Below are 16,839 nucleotides of genomic sequence, written 5' to 3'. Positions count from 1 at the left end.
GTTCCCGCTCCATCTCTCGTTTTCACAAGCTTGCCGCCGCCTTGGCCAAGACCTCCACGCCCAGCACCAAGTCGGCGCGCTCGGTGTCTTCCTCGAAACTATGGCTGATGCCGCGCTTGGAGGGTACGAAGAGCATGGCCATGGGCATCCGGTAGGAGGCATTCGCGGCGTCGTGCAGCGCGCCCGAAGGCATGCGGCGCCAGGCGCCGGGGGCCACCGCCTCGGCGGCCTCCGCCAACGTTTCGACCAGGGCCGGGTCGCAGTGGGTCGGTGCGATGGTGGCGTAGCCCGAGCGCTCCAGTTCCAGCCCGATGGACGAGGCGATCTCCGACGCGGTTTCGCGTACGATCTCCGTCATGCGGTCCAGCCGCGTGGTATCTGCGTCCCGCCACTGCACGGTGCAATCCACCTGTCCTGGGACGATGGAGGGCGCGTTCGGATGCACCGCGACGTGACCGACGGTCCAGACGGTGGCCGGCGTCACGATTTCGGCAAAGCGCGCGTTGAGGTCGTTCACGTAGCGCACGAGACCCTGGACCGGATCGCGGCGCAGGTGCATCGGCGTGGTCCCGGCGTGGTTCTGCTGGCCGGTGAAGCGCAGGCGTTCGCTGCGGATGCCGACGATGTTCTCGACCACGCCGATCCGCTCGCCGGCGGTATCCAGGACCGGTCCCTGCTCGATGTGAATCTCCAGGAAGGAGCGAAAGCGTTCCGGCGCCACATCCGCCGGGGCGGGTAGTCCCTCAGGCTGACGGCAGGCCTCGGCCAGGCTGATGCCTTCGTCGTCGGTCAGGCGCTGGGCTTGCGCCAGTGTCAGCTGCCCGGCCCAGACGCTGCTTCCGGTTAGGGTCGTGAAGCGTCCTTCCTCGTCCTGAAAGGAGACGACGGCGATTCGCGGTCCATCGGCTTCCAGGCTGGCCCGCGCCACCTCCAAACCCGCGATCACGCCGTAGGCGCCGTCGAGCCAGCCGCCCTCCGGTTGGCTGTCGGAATGCGAACCGATCAGGATGCAGGCGTCGTCGCCCGGCGGCAGACCGAAGAGATTGCCGACCGGATCGACGGCGACCTCGAGCCCCGCTTCGGCGATACGCTCGGCCAGCCAGCGCCGCGCGTCCAGTTCCGCCTCGGAGTAGGCGGGTCGTACCACGCCGGTTCCGCAGCGTCCGAAGGTCCGTAGTTTATCGAGGTCGGCGAGCAGGCGCTCGGAATCGATGCGAATTGTCGTCATGGATCTTTCCTTCTTCATGCAAGGGTCCGGTCATGCATCTTTTCTCCGCTTCCCGTCCAGCGCATCCGTCGCTCCAATTGTCGGGCGGCGGCCAGGACGGAGAGGACCAGCAGAAGATAGAGCGTGCCGACGATCGCCCAGATCTCGAACACGCGGAAGGTCTGGGCAATAACGACCTGGCCGGCAAAGGTCAGTTCCGCGACCGAAACGGCCGAGAGGAAGGCCGACTCCTTCGCGACCGTGGCCAGAAGGTTGACGCCCGCCGGCAAGGCGAAGGGCAGGAGCTGGGGCAGGATGACAAGCCGAAACTGCAGGACCGGCCGCAGCCCCAGGGCGCGGGCCGCGTCGCTCTGACCCGACGGCACGGAATGCAGCGCGCCGCGCAAAATCTCGGCCATGTAGGCGGCGGTGTAGATCGCCACCGATAGCGTCCCGACTGCCATGGGGTCCAGGCGCAGCCGCAGCACGCCGAACAGGGCGAAAAGCAGCATGGCCTGAATCAGAAACGGCGTGTTGCGGATCAATTCGACATAGCAGCGCGCCGGCCACCGCAGGAGCTGGGACTTCGCGACCAGCGGTACCACCAGAAGAGCGCCGCCAAGGGTTCCGAGCAGGAAGCCGAGACCGACGATCAGCAGCGTGCCGAGCAGGCCGGCCAGTATCTCGTCGCCATAGTCGGTTATCAGTTCGATCATCGGCCGGCGATCAGCTTCGCCAGGCGCTGTTCGAGCCACCGCGCGAAGAGGGAGATCGATCCGATCAGGAGGAAGTAGAGCAGGGCGGCCGCAAGCAGGGGTATCAGCGGGTCGAAGGTCTGCATCGTGACCTGCTGCGAGCGCCGCGTCAGGTCGACCACGGTGATGAGAGACAGGACGGGCGACGCCTTGATCAGGAAGCCTACCTCGCCGGCCAGGGCCGGCAGCGCGATTGGCAGAAGCTGCGGGACCAGAACGAGGCGCCAGGTCTTGACCCGGCCGAGGCCGAGCGCCCAGGCCGCTTCCGTTTGACCGGACGGCAGGCGTGCGATCGCGCCGCGCAGCACTTCCGAGAGAAAAGCGGCGCCGTTCATGCCGAGCGCGAGCACGCCGATCCAGAAGGCGGAGATCCGCCCAAGGCCTAGGAGCGCGGGAAGTCCGAAATACAGTAGGAAGATGAGGATGACGATCGGCAAGCCCCGCATGAAGGAGACGTAGCCGATTGCGGTCCAGGACAGCCAACGGAGACCCGACCGGCGAGCCATGAGAACCAAGACGGAGACGATGACGGCGAAAAGCGTGGCCAGGGCGCAGATGGCCATCGTGATGACGAGACCGTCCAGCAAAAGCGGGACGGTCTCGACGATCTCCACGGCCGCGTTCATCGACGTCGCGAGGTTGGCTGCCTACTGCAGCTGGATCGCGCCTTCGGGCAGATAGCCGGTCTCGGGGCTCTCCGAGGTGACGCCGACCCATTTCTTCTGCATCTCATGGAGCTGTCCGCTCTCCACCAAGCGGGTGATGGTCTGGTCGAGCGCGGCGAGCAGTCCAGTGTCTTCCGGACGGACCACCCAGGTCAAATAGACCGGATCGCCGTAGCTCATGGCAACGCGGAAGGTGTCCGGCGAGGCATTCATGAATTCCCCCGCCGTGGTCGTGCCGATCACGATGGCGTCGATCTGGCCGGACCGCAGAGCGAAGGCCGTGTCGGGAAAGGTCTGGTAGAGACGTAGGTCTTCGAACCCGCTGCCGCCCTCCGCCTTCAGCCGTTCGTCCATGTCGCGCGCGACGGCTTCGGTCGAACTGCCGAGCTGAGAGCCGACCAGCAAGCCTTCCAGATCGGCCAGCTCCTCGACTCTCTGATCGTCGGCCAGGGTCACGACCGCGTTCTCGATGGTCGCGAAGGGCCGCGAGAAGGCGTAGCTCTTCGCGCGTTCCGGGTTCGGTGCTACGGACGTCGCGACCAGGTCGTACTGGCCGGCGGCCAATCCGGCCAGAATTCCCTGGAAGGGCAGATCGAGCTGCTCGACTTCGACCCCGAGATCCTGCGCGAATTCCGCGAGAAGGTCGGAGCCGAACCCGACGATCTCGCCGTCTTCGACATACTCGAAGGGTTTGAATGCGGCTTCGGTGGCGACCGTCATCTTGCCGCTCGCCTTGATGCGGTCCAGGGTCTCGCCGGCGAGCGCCGGCGAGACCATGAGCGCTCCGCAGATCGCAAGTGTCAGAAGCTTTCGGTTCATTCTGTCCCCCTTGTCGTACCCTGCCGTCCGGTCGTCCATGACCCGGCGTTTTTTGATCCCAGTCTTGACGCTATTGCCTTGACGCTACTGCCGGGTTGGTTGCGGAAGAAGGAGCAAGGTTGTTAGCTTACTTGCTTAGACGTGCAAGTGAGTGAATTGGGTGGCGGCTTTTGCGCTTTCGAACTATGACCTGCGCCACCTGCGTATCTTCCTGGCGGTGGTCGAACATGGTGGCGTTTCGGCTGCGGCCTACCGCCTGGGCGCAAGCCTCTCGACGGTCAGCCGCGATCTCTCCGCCTTGGAAAAGCGCATCGGCATTCAGCTCTGCCGGCGCGGACGCTCCGGCTTCTCCTTGACGCCGCAGGGCGAGGACGTGCACAGGGCGGCGATCCGCCTGTTCTCGGAGCTTCAGTCTTTCGAACAGACGATCCAGAGTACCCGCCAGACGCTTGGCGGCGGCTTCAATCTCGGCGTCATCGACAACGTGGTCACCAATCCTGACGCGGGCGTCGTCGCTGCGCTTGCGCAGATGCACCGGGTTTTCCCGGACATGCTGATCAACGTGAGCGTTCACACCGATCCGATGATCGACGTCCAGGTGCGCGAACGCCGCATCGACGTCGGCGTGACCGGGCAGCCGGAGTGGCTTGCGCCGCTGGAGTACAAGCCGGCCTTCTTCGAACAGCATCGCCTCTACATGAGCCGCCAGTCGCCCTACCTGAAGGCGACACGTGCCGCCCTGGCATCGTCGCAGTCCGGCAAGGAGGCGTCCGTTCCCTACATCTCCCGCGACTATCGCACGGACGTCTTCCAGGAGTTCGAGCGGCGCTACGACTTGCAGGTGGCCGGACGCGGCAGCAACTTGGAATCCATCCTGGCGGCCGTTCTGGCGGGGGTCGGTTGCGCTCTTCTGCCGGTCCACTTCGTCAAGTCGGCGGAGACGGACGGCTTGGTCGAGATTCCGACACCGCACACGCCGCTACGGGTTCAGTTCTACTTCGTCTACCGGCGCGACGCGACCAATCGCCGGGCTATCGTCGCGCTGCTCGACCGCTTCGGCGGTTGAATGAGAGTCTAACGGCTTCTCTTTCCGGTTCCTGCAAACGCGCTTGCGTCCTTCAGTCTGTTGCCTCTCGGGCCACCGGCTAGACTGCGCCGAAACATCGATGCGGAGGAACCCGATGACAGAAGCGATGGCGCGGCCGCCGGTGGCGGCCCAGCAGGCGATCTATGTGGAGTCCGAGTGGGCGGCGTTGCGGGAGTGCGTCTACGGCTCGCCGGACGCTTGGGTTCTGCCGGTCTTTCTGAGCGACGTGAAACTGCGCGCCCAGGGACCCTTCGCGGAGTTTTGGACGAAGAACCAGGGCCGCGATGTCAAGGAGGCGGACCCGGAGCTTTTCGCGGAATTCAGCGGACAGGTACGCGGTGCGATCGATTTGCTGGAGCGCCTCGGTGTACGGGTTCATGTCGCCGGCGAGATCAGCCCGGCCAACCGCAAGTTTCCCCGTGGCGAGGAACACGGCGTCGCGACCCCCTGGATGCGCGACCCCTTCGTCACCATCGGGAACAACGTGATCGAGCTGGCACCGCGCAGTCTGTTCCATCGCCGTCAGCGCTTCGCGATCCGTGAGATCCTCGCGCAGACCATGGAGCGCGGCGCACGCTACTTCGCCCAGCCCGACGGCGGCGCCGACGACTCCAACGAAGGGCCTGGCTGGGGCTACCTGGAAGGCGGTGACGTCTTCGTGCTCGGCCGACAGATCCTGGTCGGCCACTCAGGCGGTTGCAGCAATCCGGAGGGTGCGCGTTGGCTGCAGCATGCGCTCGGACCCGACTACGAGGTGCGGACAGTCGATATCGACCCGATGTTCCCGCATCTGGACTGCGTGCTGATGACGCCCCGGGAGGGCGTGGCCGTGGCCAGCCTGGAGGCGCTTCCCAAGGGGCTGCCTGACTTCATGAAGGACTGGGATGTGGTCGAGGTGCCGAAGGCGATGGCCAAGGCGCATATGGCCTGCAACAACCTCGTTCTCGACGACCGAACCGTGGTCGTCCCCTCGGAGGATGCGCTCGATCCGATCGCGCAAGCGCTCGCGCAGCGACGCTTCGAGGTTATTCGAAGTCCCTATCGGGTTCCCTGCATGGCCGGCGGCTCGTTCCGCTGCGCCCACCAACCCCTTGTGCGGGTGTGAGGGGGTAGGGCCGGGCGTCTTCGGATCAGGTCTTGACCGTCGAGAAGCCGCGATAGGCGAAGTCCGCGTCTTTGCCGGCGTCGGCCTCGGCGAGTGCCAGGATCTGCGCGTGGTTCGGCGACTTGTGGCAGGCCGGGTCGGTGTTGGCGGCTTCGCCGGTGAGCGCCAGCGCCTGGCAGCGGCAGCCACCCCAGTCGATTTCGCGCCGTTCGCAGGACTGGCAAGGCTCAGGCATCCAGTCGGTGCCGCGGTAGGCATTGAAGGCGGCGCCCCCGTACCAGATGTCGGCCAAAGGTAGGTCCCGCACGTTGTCGAAGGCGAGGCCGGGCAGGGTTTCGGCCGCGTGGCAGGGCAGCACTTTGCCGCTGGGTGTGACGTTGAGGGATCGGCGCCCCCAGCCGCCCATGCAGGGTTTGGGCAGGCGGGCGTAGTAGTCCGGCACCACGGCGTCGATCACCAGGCGGCCCTTGTGTTCGGCGCGGGCGCGCTCGAGCGTTTCCATGGCCGCCTCGACCTGGGTGCGCCGCGGCATGAGGGCGGCCCGGTTCCGCAGGGCCCAGCCGTAATACTGGGCGTGGGCGATTTCCAGCCGGTGGGCGCCAAGCGTCAGCGCGAGCTCGAGCAGCTTGTCGAGCTCGTCGATGTTGTGGCGGTGGATCACGCAGTTGAGGGTCAGCGGAAGTCCGAGATCGCGGACGTGGCCGGCCAGTTCCAGCTTATGCGCAAAGGCGCCCTTCAAGCCGGCGATTTTGTCGTTGCCGGCCGCTTCGGGCGCTTGCACGGAGAGCTGGACGTGGTCCAGGCCGCAGTCGGCCAGCGTCTCCAGCCGCGCGCGCGCCAGGTTGATGCCGGCGGTGATCAGGTTGCTGTAGAGCCCGACCTCGGCGCAGTGGGTAACGATCTGCTCCAGGTCGCGCCGTGCGGTCGGCTCGCCGCCGGACAGATGCACCTGCAGCACGCCGAGGGCGGCGGCTTCGCTGAAGACCCGCTTCCAGGTCGCGGTATCCAGCTCTCCCGAGCGCCGCTCCAGTTCGACGGGATTGGAGCAATAGGGACAATGCAGCGGGCAGCGGTGGGTCAACTCCGCCAGCAGACCCAGCGGCGCGGGGATTTCGGGTTCGGAGACCTTGGACGCGGGCGCGTCTACTTCTGACTCCCTTGCGGAGATATCGGCTTCGATCTGGTTCATTTCAGTATCACCATGCCGCGGTTCGCGAGATCGGTCAGGAAGGTTTGAACGTCCGTCTCCACCGCTGCCGCCTCTGCTCCGAAGCTGCGTGCCAGGTCTTCGACGATGGCGGCAAGATCGTTTTCGCCGTCGCAGCGCCGCAGGATCTCCAACGAAATCGCGTCGAGCTTGAACAAGCGTTCGGGTCCCATCAGCAGCCACTGTTCGCGTGCTTCGTCGTAGCGAAGACGGACACCCCGGGGCAGGCTGGGAACGCTGGTTGCGGTCGGGCCGGTCTGCGCAGGGCCGGTCGGGGGCGTGGCGCTTGGGTTTCCCGTCATTCTTCCTCCGGCCGGAAGGCGCCGGGCGGTGCGATCCCGGGCTCGACATAGGCGTGATGCAGCGCGTCGAGTTGTGCCCAGAGCACATTGCACTTGAAGGTCAGCGCGCGCAGCGCGTCCTGCTGTTGGTCCGGACGGCGTGCGTTGTCCAGCACGTAGGCCAGGGCGAAGTCGGAATCGCGCGTCGCCTGCTCGGGCCGTTTGTCGAAGTAGGCGAGGATTTCGGGCGTGATGTAGTCGTAGTTCTCCAGCATGCCGCGTACCCGCGCCCCGATGGCGACCGGCGAGAAGAGCTCGGTCAAGGAGGAAGCGATGGCCTCCAGAACACTCTTCTCACGGACGAAATGCAGATAGGCCTCGACCGCGAACTTGGTGGCCGGCAGCACGCCCTCGGTCGAGGTGACGTAGTCGCGGTCCAGGCCCAGCCCGTCGGTTAACGCCAGCCAGCGGCGAAGTCCGCCGTCCGCGTCCGACATTCCGTCGTGGTCGATGATGCGCTGGCGCCACTCGCGCCGTAGCGCCGCCTCGTCCATGCGCGACACGATGGCCGCATCCTTCAGCGGAATCATTCTCTGGTAGTAGTAGCGGTTGAGGGCCCAGGCCTGAACCTGACCCTTGGTTAGCTTGCCGCCGTTGAGCCGGTGATGAAAGGGATGGAGGTGGTGATAGCGCTCATCGCCGATCCTGCGCAGGGCCGCTTCCAGTTGCTCCCTGCTCAAGAGGCTGCTCACAGCGCGATCTCCATGCCGTCGTAGGTGATATCCCAGCCCGCGGCTTCCGCCTCCCGCCGCTCCGGTGAGTCCCGCACCAGTACCGGATTGGTGTTGTTGATATGGATGAAGGCGCGGCGTTTCAGATCGACGTCGCGGAAGGCGGCGATGCTCCCATCGGATCCCGACATCGAAATGTGGCCCATGCGGTGACCGGTTTTCTGGCCGACGCCGGCGCGCCGCATTTCGTCGTCCTGCCAGAGCGTGCCATCGAAGAGCAGCAGGTCCGCGCCCGCGATACGTGCCTTCAGGGGCGCCGGCACATGGGCACAGCCCGGAATGTAGAAGAGCTTCGGGCCGTCCGGGACAGAGATCTTCACGCCGACCGTCGTCTCGCTTTCGGCGCCGATCTCCGGTTCGCCCTTTTCCATGTAGAGCGGAACCTTGCCGGGGACCGGAAAGATCTCGGCGACCACCTCGCCGACCAGGGGGATGGTTTCGCCCAAGGCGACAGGCTGACGCGGCACCAGATCGCGGTCGAGAGCGTCGAAGATCCGATTGTCGTTCAACACCTCTAGTATCCCCGGTGTCGCCAGGAGCCGGAACGCCTGTCGTTCGCGCAGCGTCAGAAGCCCGGCGACATGATCGATATCGCCGTTGGTCAAAAGGATGCTGGCGAGCGGCGTATGCCGCGGTGGCTGTTTCGGCTGTAGGGCCGGTGTACTGATGATCTGCTGCCGAATGTCCGGCGAGCAGTTCAGCAAGGCCCAGTTCTCACCGTCCGAAGACACGGCGATCGAGGACTGACTGCGCTCCTCGACACGCGTATCGCCATCCCAAAACAACGCGCTGACGGCACCCCTGCAATTCCACTGCGGGTAACCGCCGCCGGCCGCCGATCCGAGAACGATAACGCGAAGGCGACTCATGCCGGGAGCCGCCCGAGGCTATCGTGACACCCGACTTAGAACTCGGCCGGGAAGTAGCCGTTGATCTCCATGCCGATGCAGATCTCTTCGATGCGGGGTGCATTCCACGTCATATCTATCCTCCCGAAGTGTTTTACTGGTTGGCCCATGAAAGGCTTATACGCCTAACAATACTATCTGGGTGGGCCGAAGCCAAGCGCAACGCTATCGCGATCTTCGGCTCCTACTGTTCCGCCACGACGCGTGTGTCATGCGCACGTTGAATGACGTACTGCTGGATCGCGGCGGAGTCCGGGGCGCTCAGCAAGTGGCTGAAGCCGGGCATGCCGCGACCGGCCAGCGCGCCGTCCAGCACCACTTGGTCCCAGACGGCGTGACTGGCCTCGGGGATCTTGCGCAGGTCGGGCAGTACGCCGCCCGACATGGCGGCGTCGCCGTGGCACATGAAGCAGCGCGCCAGGTAGAGCTGCCGGCCCTCGGCGATCTGCGCTTCGCTGCCGGTCACCGGCGGCGGCTCGGGCCAATCCTCGGCGGCAATCTCGGGCTCCGGCAGTTGCGCGGTGCCGCCGATCCTGAAGGTCAGCACGCGACTGACCGGCCGTTGTTCGCCCGGCGCGATCAGGCCGAAGACGGTGCCCCAGCCGACCGTGACGGTGACGTACTGCTCGCCATCGACCTCGTAGGTCACGGGGCCCGAAACGACCCCCGTCTGCGCCTGCATCGACCAGAGTTCTTCGCCGGTCGCCGCATGGTAGGCCGCGAAGCTGCCGCCGGGCGTGCCCTGGAACACCAGGTCCCCGGCCGTCGCCAGCACGCCGCCGTTCCAGGGGCCCGGATGCTCGATCCGGAAGACTTCTTCGTTCGCGACGGGGTCCCAGGCCAGCAGCCGGCCCTTGAGCAGCGGGATCACCTCGCTGGCCGCCTGGGGGTCTTCGGGGATCGAGCCGTGGGCGAAGTTCACCCCCAGGTTCCATTCGCCGAGTTTGAACTCGAATCCCGGATCGCGGCCGTAGACGAAGGGCATCTCCTGTGCCGGCAGGTAGACTAGGCCTGTGCGCGGGCTGTAGGCCATGGGGTGCCAGTTGTGCCCGCCGAAGGGCGAGGGGACGATGAACTGCGGCTGGTCCGGATCTGGATAGCGGGCCTGCTCGGTCTCCACCGGGCGGCCTGTCTCCGGGTCGATGTGGGTCGCCCAGTTCACCGGTACGAAGTTGTTGGCCGAGATGAACGCGCCGGTCTCTCGGTCGATCACGTAGAAGAAGCCGTTCTTCGGCGCCTGCACCAGCGTCTTGCGCTCTTCGCCGTCGATCTCCAGGTCGAGCAGCATGATGTGCTGCGTCGCGGTGTAGTCCCAGGTATCGCCTGGCGTGGTCTGGTAGTGCCAGACGTACTCGCCGGTATCGGGCCGCAGGGCGACGATGGAGGACAGGAAGTAGTTGTCGCCGCCCTCGGGGCTGCGGATGTCGCGATTCCAAGGCGAGCCGTTGCCGACGCCGATGTAGAGCAGGTTCAGTTCGGCGTCGTAGGCCATGGAATCCCAGACGGTGCCGCCGCCGCCGTAGCTCCACCACTCTCCCGTCCAGGTTTCGGCGGCCATCTCCATGGTCGCATTCTCGAAACCGTCGGCCGGGTTGCCCGGCACGGTGTGGAAGCGCCAGGCCATCTCACCCGTCACGGCGTCGTAGGCGGAGACATAGCCCCGCACGCCCAGCTCGGCCCCGCCGTTGCCGATGATCACCTTGCCGTCGATGACCCGCGGCGCGCCCGTGATTGTGTAAGGCTTGCGACGGTCGATGGTGTTGACGTCCCAGACCACGGCCCCGCTCTCGGCGTCGAGCGCGATCAGCCGTCCGTCGATGGTGCCGACGTAAACCTTCTCGTCCCAGGCGGCGACGCCGCGGTTGACCACGTCGCAGCAGGCGCGTTTGCCCCACTCCTTGGGAACCTCGGGGTCGAAGCGCCAGAGTTCATTGCCGGTCTTGGCGTCGAGAGCGTAGACGATGGACCAGGCCGAGGTGGTGTACATACGCCCGTCGATCACCAGCGGCGTGGCCTCGATCCCCCGGCGTTCCGGTTTGTCGACATACCAGGCCAGGCCGAGCTCTCCGACGGTCTCGACGTTGATCTGATCGAGTGGGCTGAAGCGCTGCTCCGAATAGGTCCTGCCGTGGGTCAACCAGTTTCCCGGCTCCTGGTCGGCCGCCAGGATCCGCGCACCGTCGACCGGAGTCACCTCGGCGGCCTCGCTGCTCGGCGCGCCGAGAAAGAGCGCCGAAATCACGCCGACCGCCAGCAGGTTACGCCTCTGTCCGAATGGCACCGCCGGCTGTCCCGCGACGGCAAAGGTTGCTCTCGCCATGACTCTCCTCCCAGGTCTGGATCGGCCGTCCGCGACCGGCGGCTTGCTGCCGCTCCTGCTCCGTTTTTCCGGAGCTAAGAGGAGTAGATTTACATCTGCGGTCGAAAAGCGCCAGCCGGCTGTCGCCTTTCCGTCTTCTTCAGCCGCCGGGTGGTCCGCCGCGCTTCTGCCAGCGCGCCGGATCGTAGCTCCAGAAGGCGGCCGCCAGCGTCGCGAGGCCGGTAACGAGCACCACGGCCAAGGCCAGGCCGTCGATTTGCAGATGCAGCGCGAAGCGCAGCAGCTCGACCGCAAAGGTGAAGGGGTTGAGGGCGCAGAGCAGGGCGATGACGTTGCTGGAGGCGCGCATGGTTTCGATGGGATAGAGCGCCGAGGAGAGGAAGAAGGCGGGGAAGATGACGAAGTTCATGATCCCCGCGAAGTTCTCCAGTTGACGAACCAGGGACGAGAGCAGCAGCCCGAGCGCGCCCAGCAACACACCGGTCGCGATGAGAGCCGGGATCAGGGCCAGATAGCCCGACAGCGGAAAGCGGATGCCGAAGAGGGCGGCGATCAGCAGGAAGGCATAGACCTGCACCATGGAGACCGCGACGCCCGCCAGGATCTTGCCGGTCAGCAGGAAGGGACGGGGCAACGGCGTGGTCAGCAGCACGCGCATGGAGCCCATCTCGCGGTCGTAGACCATCGAGAGGGAGGACTGCATGCCGTTGAAGAGCTGCACCATGCCGATCAGGCCGGGCACGATGTAGAGCTCGTAGGGCACGATCTCGCCATAGGGGGCCAGAACCGGCAGGTCGATGGCGGCGCGGAATCCGGCGCCGAAGATCAGGAGCCAGAGCAGCGGGCGCACCAAGGCCGCGAAGAAACGGCCGCGTTGTTGCACGAAGCGCAGCAGCTCGCGCAGCAGCAGGGCGCGCAGGGCGCGCAGGGCGTGCGCCACCGTCATGCCATCTCCCCCCGTCACGCGGCTTTTTCGCCGTCGGTCAGCCTGTCGAAGGCGGCCTCCAGTTCGGTCTGTCCGGTGTTCGCCAGAATTTCCTCCAAGATGCCGGTCGCGCGGACCTCACCCTCATGCAGCACCACCAGCCGGTCGCCCGGCCAGACCTCGTCCACCAGGTGGGTGGCCCAGAGGACCGCCGTGCCCTCTTCGCGGGCGCGCGCATGCAGGTCGGCGACCAGGGCTCTGCGGGTCGGGATGTCCAGGCCCACGGTCGGTTCGTCGAGGACCAGGATCGGTGGGGCATCCAGGCAGGCGCGGGCGATCTCCACCCGCCGCCGATGCCCGCCGTTGAGCAGCCGGACCGCATCGTCGCGGCGTTCCCAGAGCGCGAAGCGCTCGAGTTCCCGGCGCAGTCCGTCTTTCGCCTGCGCGCCGGACAGCCCGCGCAATCCGGCGAAGTAGGCTAGGTTCTGCGCGACCGAGAGATCCAGGTCGAGGGTCGGTTGCTGGAAGACGATCCCGAGCTTGCCCAGCACCTGCGCACCGTCCCGGTCCCGGCTGCGCCCGAAGATCCGCAACTGCCCGGCCTGAGGCGCCAGCAGCCCGGTGATCAGCCCGAACAGCGTGGTCTTGCCGGCGCCGTTGGGGCCGAGCAGCACCGTAACCTCGCCCTTTGGAACCTCGAAACTGACATCGGTCAGAACATGTCGCGACCCGTAGGAAAACCCCAAGCCCTCCATTGAGAGCGGTGCTCTCGCATCTTCGTCACGATCCATGATCGCAGCTTTCCAGTGTGGTCGAGCCGCCGTCAACCGGATCCTGTCGGTATCTCGCCCTCCAACGCCTGCCGAGAGCGAGGCGGTTGCGGACTCTCATGCCGCCTCGATCTGCTTCAGGCGGCGCCCGAGATGTTCGGTCGCGAGCTCGATGAAGGCCCGCACCGCCGGTCGCATCAGGCGCCGAGAGGTGAAGACGGCGTGAACCGGAGTGCGGACCGCGAGCCATGGTGCAACAAGGCGCTCGAGACGTCCTTGTTTCAGATCGCTTTCCACGCTCATGCGGGGCAGTACGACGGTCAGGTCGCTTGCCAAGGCGGCATTGCGCAGGATGTCCGGATTGAGACAGACCAACTGGGGGAGGACCGACAGCCTGTGCTGCTTTCCCTCCGGCGTGACAAGCGTCAGTTCGGGTCGGCGCGTGTCGTCGCTTCTCAGCAGTCCGAAGGCTGCGCCCTCGAGGCTTTTGAGCGTCGGCGTCTCGCCGGTTTGGCCGTCGGCGGAGATGCTGCGTGCAGCCCGGTAGAGAGCGGCTTCCACATGGCCGATCACGCGGGCGACCAAGTCGCCATGGCCGGGATGACCGACGCGGATGGCGACGTCGAAGTTCTCCTCGATCAGATCGACCTGCCGGTTCTCCAAGTCGAGCGTGAGGTCGCAACGGGGATTCGCCCGCAGGAACTCCGCGACGATGGGGCCCAGTAGCGTTTGGCCGAGGATGACCGGCGCCGACACGCGAACCCGCCCGACCGGCGTGTCCCGCAAGGCGTCGAGCGAAACCGCGATGGCGTCGGCCTCCGCGATCATGCGTTCCGCATGGGCGACCGTGACGGTCCCCGCCGCGGTCACGCTCACGCTGCGCGTTGTGCGCTCGAACAACCGCAGGCCGGCCTGCTCCTCGATGCGCGCCACGCGTCGGCTCAGCGTTGCGGGTGGCAGGTTCAGGCTTCGCGCCGCTTCGGCAAAGCTCAGACGATTCCTGAGTTCGACCAGAATGCGGGCATCCAGCAGGTCGCCGATGATCATTCCATTTTCGTCAAGAGTTCAAACCGTTTCTACCTACTAATCCATTGAACGATCCAACACAACTTGCCGAAACGTCTGCTGCTCCGCAACAGGGGCAGCCGCCGGGCAGGACCTGCGTCCGGCCCGATCCGTACGGCTTCCACAAAGACTGGGCATTCACCAAGACTGGAGTAGGCTATGGCGTTACCGCAATCCGACCTCACCCCGGACAACTGCGTGTTCCTGATGATCGACCATCAGGCGGGGCTGATGCAGTTTCTTCCGTCGATCGAGCCCCTACAGCTCAAAAACAACATCCTCGGTCACGCCAAGACCGCGAAGGCCTTTGGAATCCCGGTCATCATGGGGACGAGCTGGCCGCAGGGCCCGAACGGACCGACCATGCCGGAGCTTAAGGCGATTTTTCCCGGGGTCGAGGTGATCGACCGGCCTTTCGTCAATTTCTGGAAGGACGACGCTTCCCGCGCCGCGGTGGAGGCGACGGGCCGCAAGAAGCTCGTGATCTCCGGTCTCGCCACCGAGGTCTGCGCTGCCTTCCCGGCGATCTCGGCCCTGCGCGAGGGCTACGAGGTCTACGTGGTGATCGACGCTTGCGCCGACTTCAACCCTTTGATCACCGAGGTAACGACCCAGCGTCTCGCGGCGGCCGGCGCGATCGTGACCACCTGGGTCGCGGTGCTGGCCGAACTTGCCTCCAACACACAGGAGAACGGGCCGCACATAGGGCGGCTGCTCAGCGAACATGTCGGCCAATACTATGCGGCCATGAACAACTTCCTCGGTGTCGCGGCGAATGCCGACGAGGTTCGCAACGGCGTGGGTCTCACGGGTCATCCTCCGATTCCCATGACTGGGCTCTGATTCAACCCGTTGCGCGGTCCGCCGCTTCTCTCGGAGGCGGCGGATTGCGTCCTGGGCGAAGGTCGGCGAGACCCGGGCGATCTCTAGACCGCGCCCACCGGCGGTCTTCGCCGGCGCAGGCCCGACAGGGCGTTGCCGACCAGTGCCCCCAGCACGATGCCGCCGCCGGCGAGGGTCAGGGTGGTTGGGACTTCCGAGAAGACCCACCAGACCCACAGCGGCCCGAGAATGACTTCCGACATCGAGAGCAGGGCGCTCTCCGCCGCGCCCAGGTATCGGGCACCGACGATGTAGGCCACCAGTCCACAGCCCATCTGAACCACGCCGAGGCCGATGCAGAGCAGAAGGTCGTGGGTCGAAAGAGTCAGGCCTTGGCCCGTTGCCAGAGCCGCCGGCCCCGACCATAGCAAGGCGAAGAGGCCCGCATAGACGGTGGTCGGAAGCATATCGACGCCGGGCTTCCGGCGCAGCGTCACGGTGAAGAGGGCGAAGGCCAGGGCCGCGCCGAGGGCCAGTAGATCGCCGAGCGGATCGCCCTGGGCCAGCCCGTCTCCCACCATCACCGCAACGCCCAGCATGGCGGCGACCATGGCCGCCCAGGTCGCCTTGCGCACGGACTCGCGCAGCAGGACCCAACCGAGAAAGGCGGCCAGCAGTGGCGCAGCCGAGAGCAGGAAGAGGGTGTTGGCAACGGTGGTGCGCGTCATCGAGGTGACGAAGCAGACGAAGGCGAAGGAGAGGAAGAAGCCGGCCAGGACCGATGTCCAGCCCGCCGCCGCGAAGATCGACGGCAGACGCCGCCCGTCGCGGATCACCAGCACCAGGGCGAGGAAGATGACGAGGGTCAGCGAGCGGTAGAAGACGACCTGCCAGTCGCCGGCGGCCTCCATGGCCCGCAGGAACAGACCGGCCAGCGACCAGAAGACCCCGGCAAGCAGAACCAGCAGGCGGCCCTGCAGCGCCTTGTCGTGCCCCGGCGGATCGGCGGCGAGCGAGGTCACAACCCTACAGATCCTTACAGAGCCGAAGGGCGTCGAGGAGAGCGGCATGGACGTTGCGGCTGGCGACCGCGTCGCCGACTCGCAGTAGCAGGAAGCCCGCTTCGGGATTGCGCAGGGGCAGGGCGGGACGGCCCTCGCGCGACGCGCGCAGATCCGTTTCGCCCTGGTTGCGGGAGAGAGGCTTGAGCGCGAAGTAGAGCTCGTCGAGCGGTTTGACCCCATGCTCGACCACCACCTGGTCGAGCGTCATCTCCGTCGTCTTACGCGCGTACTCGTCCCACAGCTCTGCCGAGAGCCGGTTTCCGGCTGACCGGATCGCGCGGAGCCGGCGATTGAGCTGGATCGTGACATCATGCTCGCCGAAGGCCTTGAAGTAGGCCGGGTAGTTGGTGCCGCCGACTTCCGGCGCAACGCTTCGCTCCGGCGTGACGTAGTGCACTTTGGACCCGGCGCGGGCCGCGAACTCGGCGGCGGAGATGCCGGCATGGCTGCCGCCGTCGTCGAATACCAGCACCTCCTGTCCCGGTGGTACCTGGCCGCTCAAGAGGTCCCAGGTGGTCACGGCGCGTTCTTCGCCCGCGCGCAGGAAACCGGTATCGGGCAGGCCGCCGGTCGCGATCACGACGATCTCCGGAGCCTCGGCCAGAATCGTTTCGGCTTCCTGATAGCTTCCGGTGCGCAGCTCGGCACCGGCCAGCTCCGCCTCCGAGGCGAGCCAGTCGACGATTCCAAGCAGATCCCGGCGGCGCGGCAGTTGCGCGGCGATGCGCAGTTGGCCGCCCAGTTTTTCCGCCGCCTCGAACAGAGTCACCTGGTGGCCGCGCAGCGCGAGAACGCGGGCCGCTTCCAGGCCGCCTGGACCGCCGCCGACCACGAGCGCGCGCTGGCCTGGACGCCGGGCTGGCGTCACGACATGAGGCAGTTCACCCTCGCGGCCTGTGGCCGGGTTGTGAAGACAAAGCGCGTCGGCGCCTTCGTAGATGCGGTCGATGCAGTAGCCGACACCGACGCAGGGCCGGATGCGCTCCTCCTCGCCGGCCCGGATCTTCGCCACGATGTGCGGGTCTGCTAGGTGGGCGCGGGTCATGCC

18 protein-coding genes are annotated in these 16,839 nt (G+C 66.2%); 3 read left to right on the top strand and 15 right to left on the bottom strand.

Annotated features, from left to right (window positions below; genetic code table 11):
- Nucleotides 1-22: 22 nt before the first annotated feature.
- The 4 genes from DBZ32_RS04760 to DBZ32_RS04745 are packed head-to-tail and all read right to left on the bottom strand — an operon-like array spanning nucleotide 23 to nucleotide 3,446.
- Entirely contained in the window at nucleotides 23-1,228 is a 1,206-nt protein-coding gene (locus DBZ32_RS04760) for a hydantoinase/carbamoylase family amidase (protein ID WP_119166357.1), read from the bottom strand.
- A gap of 14 nt (nucleotides 1,229-1,242) precedes the next feature.
- Nucleotides 1,243-1,923 carry an amino acid ABC transporter permease gene (locus tag DBZ32_RS04755; RefSeq protein WP_119165933.1) on the bottom strand — a complete coding sequence of 227 codons (681 nt, stop codon included), beginning with the start codon at nucleotides 1,921-1,923 and terminating at the stop codon, nucleotides 1,243-1,245.
- Nucleotides 1,920-2,588 (bottom strand): amino acid ABC transporter permease, encoded by a 669-nt coding sequence (locus DBZ32_RS04750; RefSeq protein WP_119165932.1) that lies wholly within the window; start codon nucleotides 2,586-2,588, stop codon nucleotides 1,920-1,922. Before DBZ32_RS04750 ends, DBZ32_RS04755 begins: the two co-directional genes overlap by 4 nt.
- 21 nt (nucleotides 2,589-2,609) lie before the next feature.
- On the bottom strand, nucleotides 2,610-3,446 hold the full coding sequence (locus DBZ32_RS04745; protein WP_162906565.1) for a transporter substrate-binding domain-containing protein: 837 nt from the start codon (nucleotides 3,444-3,446) through the stop codon (nucleotides 2,610-2,612).
- A 160-nt stretch (nucleotides 3,447-3,606) separates the two neighbouring features.
- Between DBZ32_RS04745 and DBZ32_RS04740 the strand changes: the two genes are divergently transcribed.
- Both DBZ32_RS04740 and DBZ32_RS04735 read left to right on the top strand, forming a co-directional pair.
- The gene (locus DBZ32_RS04740) at nucleotides 3,607-4,512 is read left to right on the top strand and encodes a LysR family transcriptional regulator (protein ID WP_162906564.1); all 906 of its coding nucleotides are present in this window, start codon (nucleotides 3,607-3,609) and stop codon (nucleotides 4,510-4,512) included.
- A 115-nt stretch (nucleotides 4,513-4,627) separates the two neighbouring features.
- Entirely contained in the window at nucleotides 4,628-5,638 is a 1,011-nt protein-coding gene (locus tag DBZ32_RS04735) for a hypothetical protein (RefSeq protein ID WP_162906563.1), read from the top strand.
- A gap of 25 nt (nucleotides 5,639-5,663) precedes the next feature.
- Here the strand turns inward: DBZ32_RS04735 and pqqE are convergent, their stop codons facing one another.
- From pqqE to DBZ32_RS04690, 9 genes are all read right to left on the bottom strand, one after another.
- A complete protein-coding gene (gene pqqE, locus DBZ32_RS04730; RefSeq protein ID WP_119165928.1) occupies nucleotides 5,664-6,827 on the bottom strand; it encodes a pyrroloquinoline quinone biosynthesis protein PqqE in 1,164 nt (387 codons plus the stop codon).
- Nucleotides 6,824-7,147 (bottom strand): pyrroloquinoline quinone biosynthesis peptide chaperone PqqD, encoded by a 324-nt coding sequence (gene pqqD / locus DBZ32_RS04725; RefSeq protein ID WP_119165927.1) that lies wholly within the window; start codon nucleotides 7,145-7,147, stop codon nucleotides 6,824-6,826. The genes pqqE and pqqD overlap by 4 nt, the downstream gene beginning before the upstream one ends.
- Complete coding sequence (gene pqqC / locus DBZ32_RS04720; protein ID WP_119165926.1) at nucleotides 7,144-7,878, bottom strand: pyrroloquinoline-quinone synthase PqqC; 735 nt, start codon at nucleotides 7,876-7,878, stop codon at nucleotides 7,144-7,146. Before pqqC ends, pqqD begins: the two co-directional genes overlap by 4 nt.
- A complete protein-coding gene (gene pqqB, locus DBZ32_RS04715; RefSeq protein WP_119165925.1) occupies nucleotides 7,875-8,786 on the bottom strand; it encodes a pyrroloquinoline quinone biosynthesis protein PqqB in 912 nt (303 codons plus the stop codon). Before pqqB ends, pqqC begins: the two co-directional genes overlap by 4 nt.
- Before the next feature lie 35 nt (nucleotides 8,787-8,821).
- Nucleotides 8,822-8,935, bottom strand: a complete 114-nt coding sequence (pqqA, locus tag DBZ32_RS04710; protein WP_208539100.1) for a pyrroloquinoline quinone precursor peptide PqqA — start codon at nucleotides 8,933-8,935, stop codon at nucleotides 8,822-8,824.
- A 74-nt stretch (nucleotides 8,936-9,009) separates the two neighbouring features.
- Nucleotides 9,010-11,145: a PQQ-dependent dehydrogenase, methanol/ethanol family gene (locus DBZ32_RS04705; protein ID WP_119165924.1), complete on the bottom strand. Its 2,136-nt coding sequence runs from the start codon at nucleotides 11,143-11,145 to the stop codon at nucleotides 9,010-9,012.
- Nucleotides 11,146-11,284: 139 nt separating this feature from the next.
- Nucleotides 11,285-12,091 (bottom strand): ABC transporter permease, encoded by an 807-nt coding sequence (locus tag DBZ32_RS04700; protein ID WP_119165923.1) that lies wholly within the window; start codon nucleotides 12,089-12,091, stop codon nucleotides 11,285-11,287.
- 14 nt (nucleotides 12,092-12,105) lie between these two features.
- On the bottom strand, nucleotides 12,106-12,861 hold the full coding sequence (locus DBZ32_RS04695; protein WP_119165922.1) for an ATP-binding cassette domain-containing protein: 756 nt from the start codon (nucleotides 12,859-12,861) through the stop codon (nucleotides 12,106-12,108).
- 96 nt (nucleotides 12,862-12,957) lie between these two features.
- Entirely contained in the window at nucleotides 12,958-13,887 is a 930-nt protein-coding gene (locus DBZ32_RS04690; protein WP_119165921.1) for a LysR substrate-binding domain-containing protein, read from the bottom strand.
- A 177-nt stretch (nucleotides 13,888-14,064) separates the two neighbouring features.
- Here DBZ32_RS04690 and DBZ32_RS04685 point away from each other — a divergent pair, with 177 nt between their 5' ends.
- On the top strand, nucleotides 14,065-14,748 hold the full coding sequence (locus tag DBZ32_RS04685; RefSeq protein WP_119165920.1) for a hydrolase: 684 nt from the start codon (nucleotides 14,065-14,067) through the stop codon (nucleotides 14,746-14,748).
- Between the two features lie 83 nt (nucleotides 14,749-14,831).
- Here DBZ32_RS04685 and DBZ32_RS04680 read toward each other — a convergent pair whose 3' ends face one another.
- On the bottom strand, nucleotides 14,832-15,749 hold the full coding sequence (locus DBZ32_RS04680) for a DMT family transporter (protein WP_162906562.1): 918 nt from the start codon (nucleotides 15,747-15,749) through the stop codon (nucleotides 14,832-14,834).
- A gap of 4 nt (nucleotides 15,750-15,753) precedes the next feature.
- Nucleotides 15,754-16,836 carry an FAD-dependent oxidoreductase gene (locus DBZ32_RS22400; protein WP_235830084.1) on the bottom strand — a complete coding sequence of 361 codons (1,083 nt, stop codon included), beginning with the start codon at nucleotides 16,834-16,836 and terminating at the stop codon, nucleotides 15,754-15,756.
- Nucleotides 16,837-16,839: the final 3 nt, after the last annotated feature.

The organism is Algihabitans albus (genome assembly GCF_003572205.1).
GTDB classification, from domain to species: Bacteria; Pseudomonadota; Alphaproteobacteria; order Kiloniellales; family DSM-21159; genus Algihabitans; species Algihabitans albus.
This window is presented reverse-complemented; position numbering and strand designations above follow the sequence as displayed.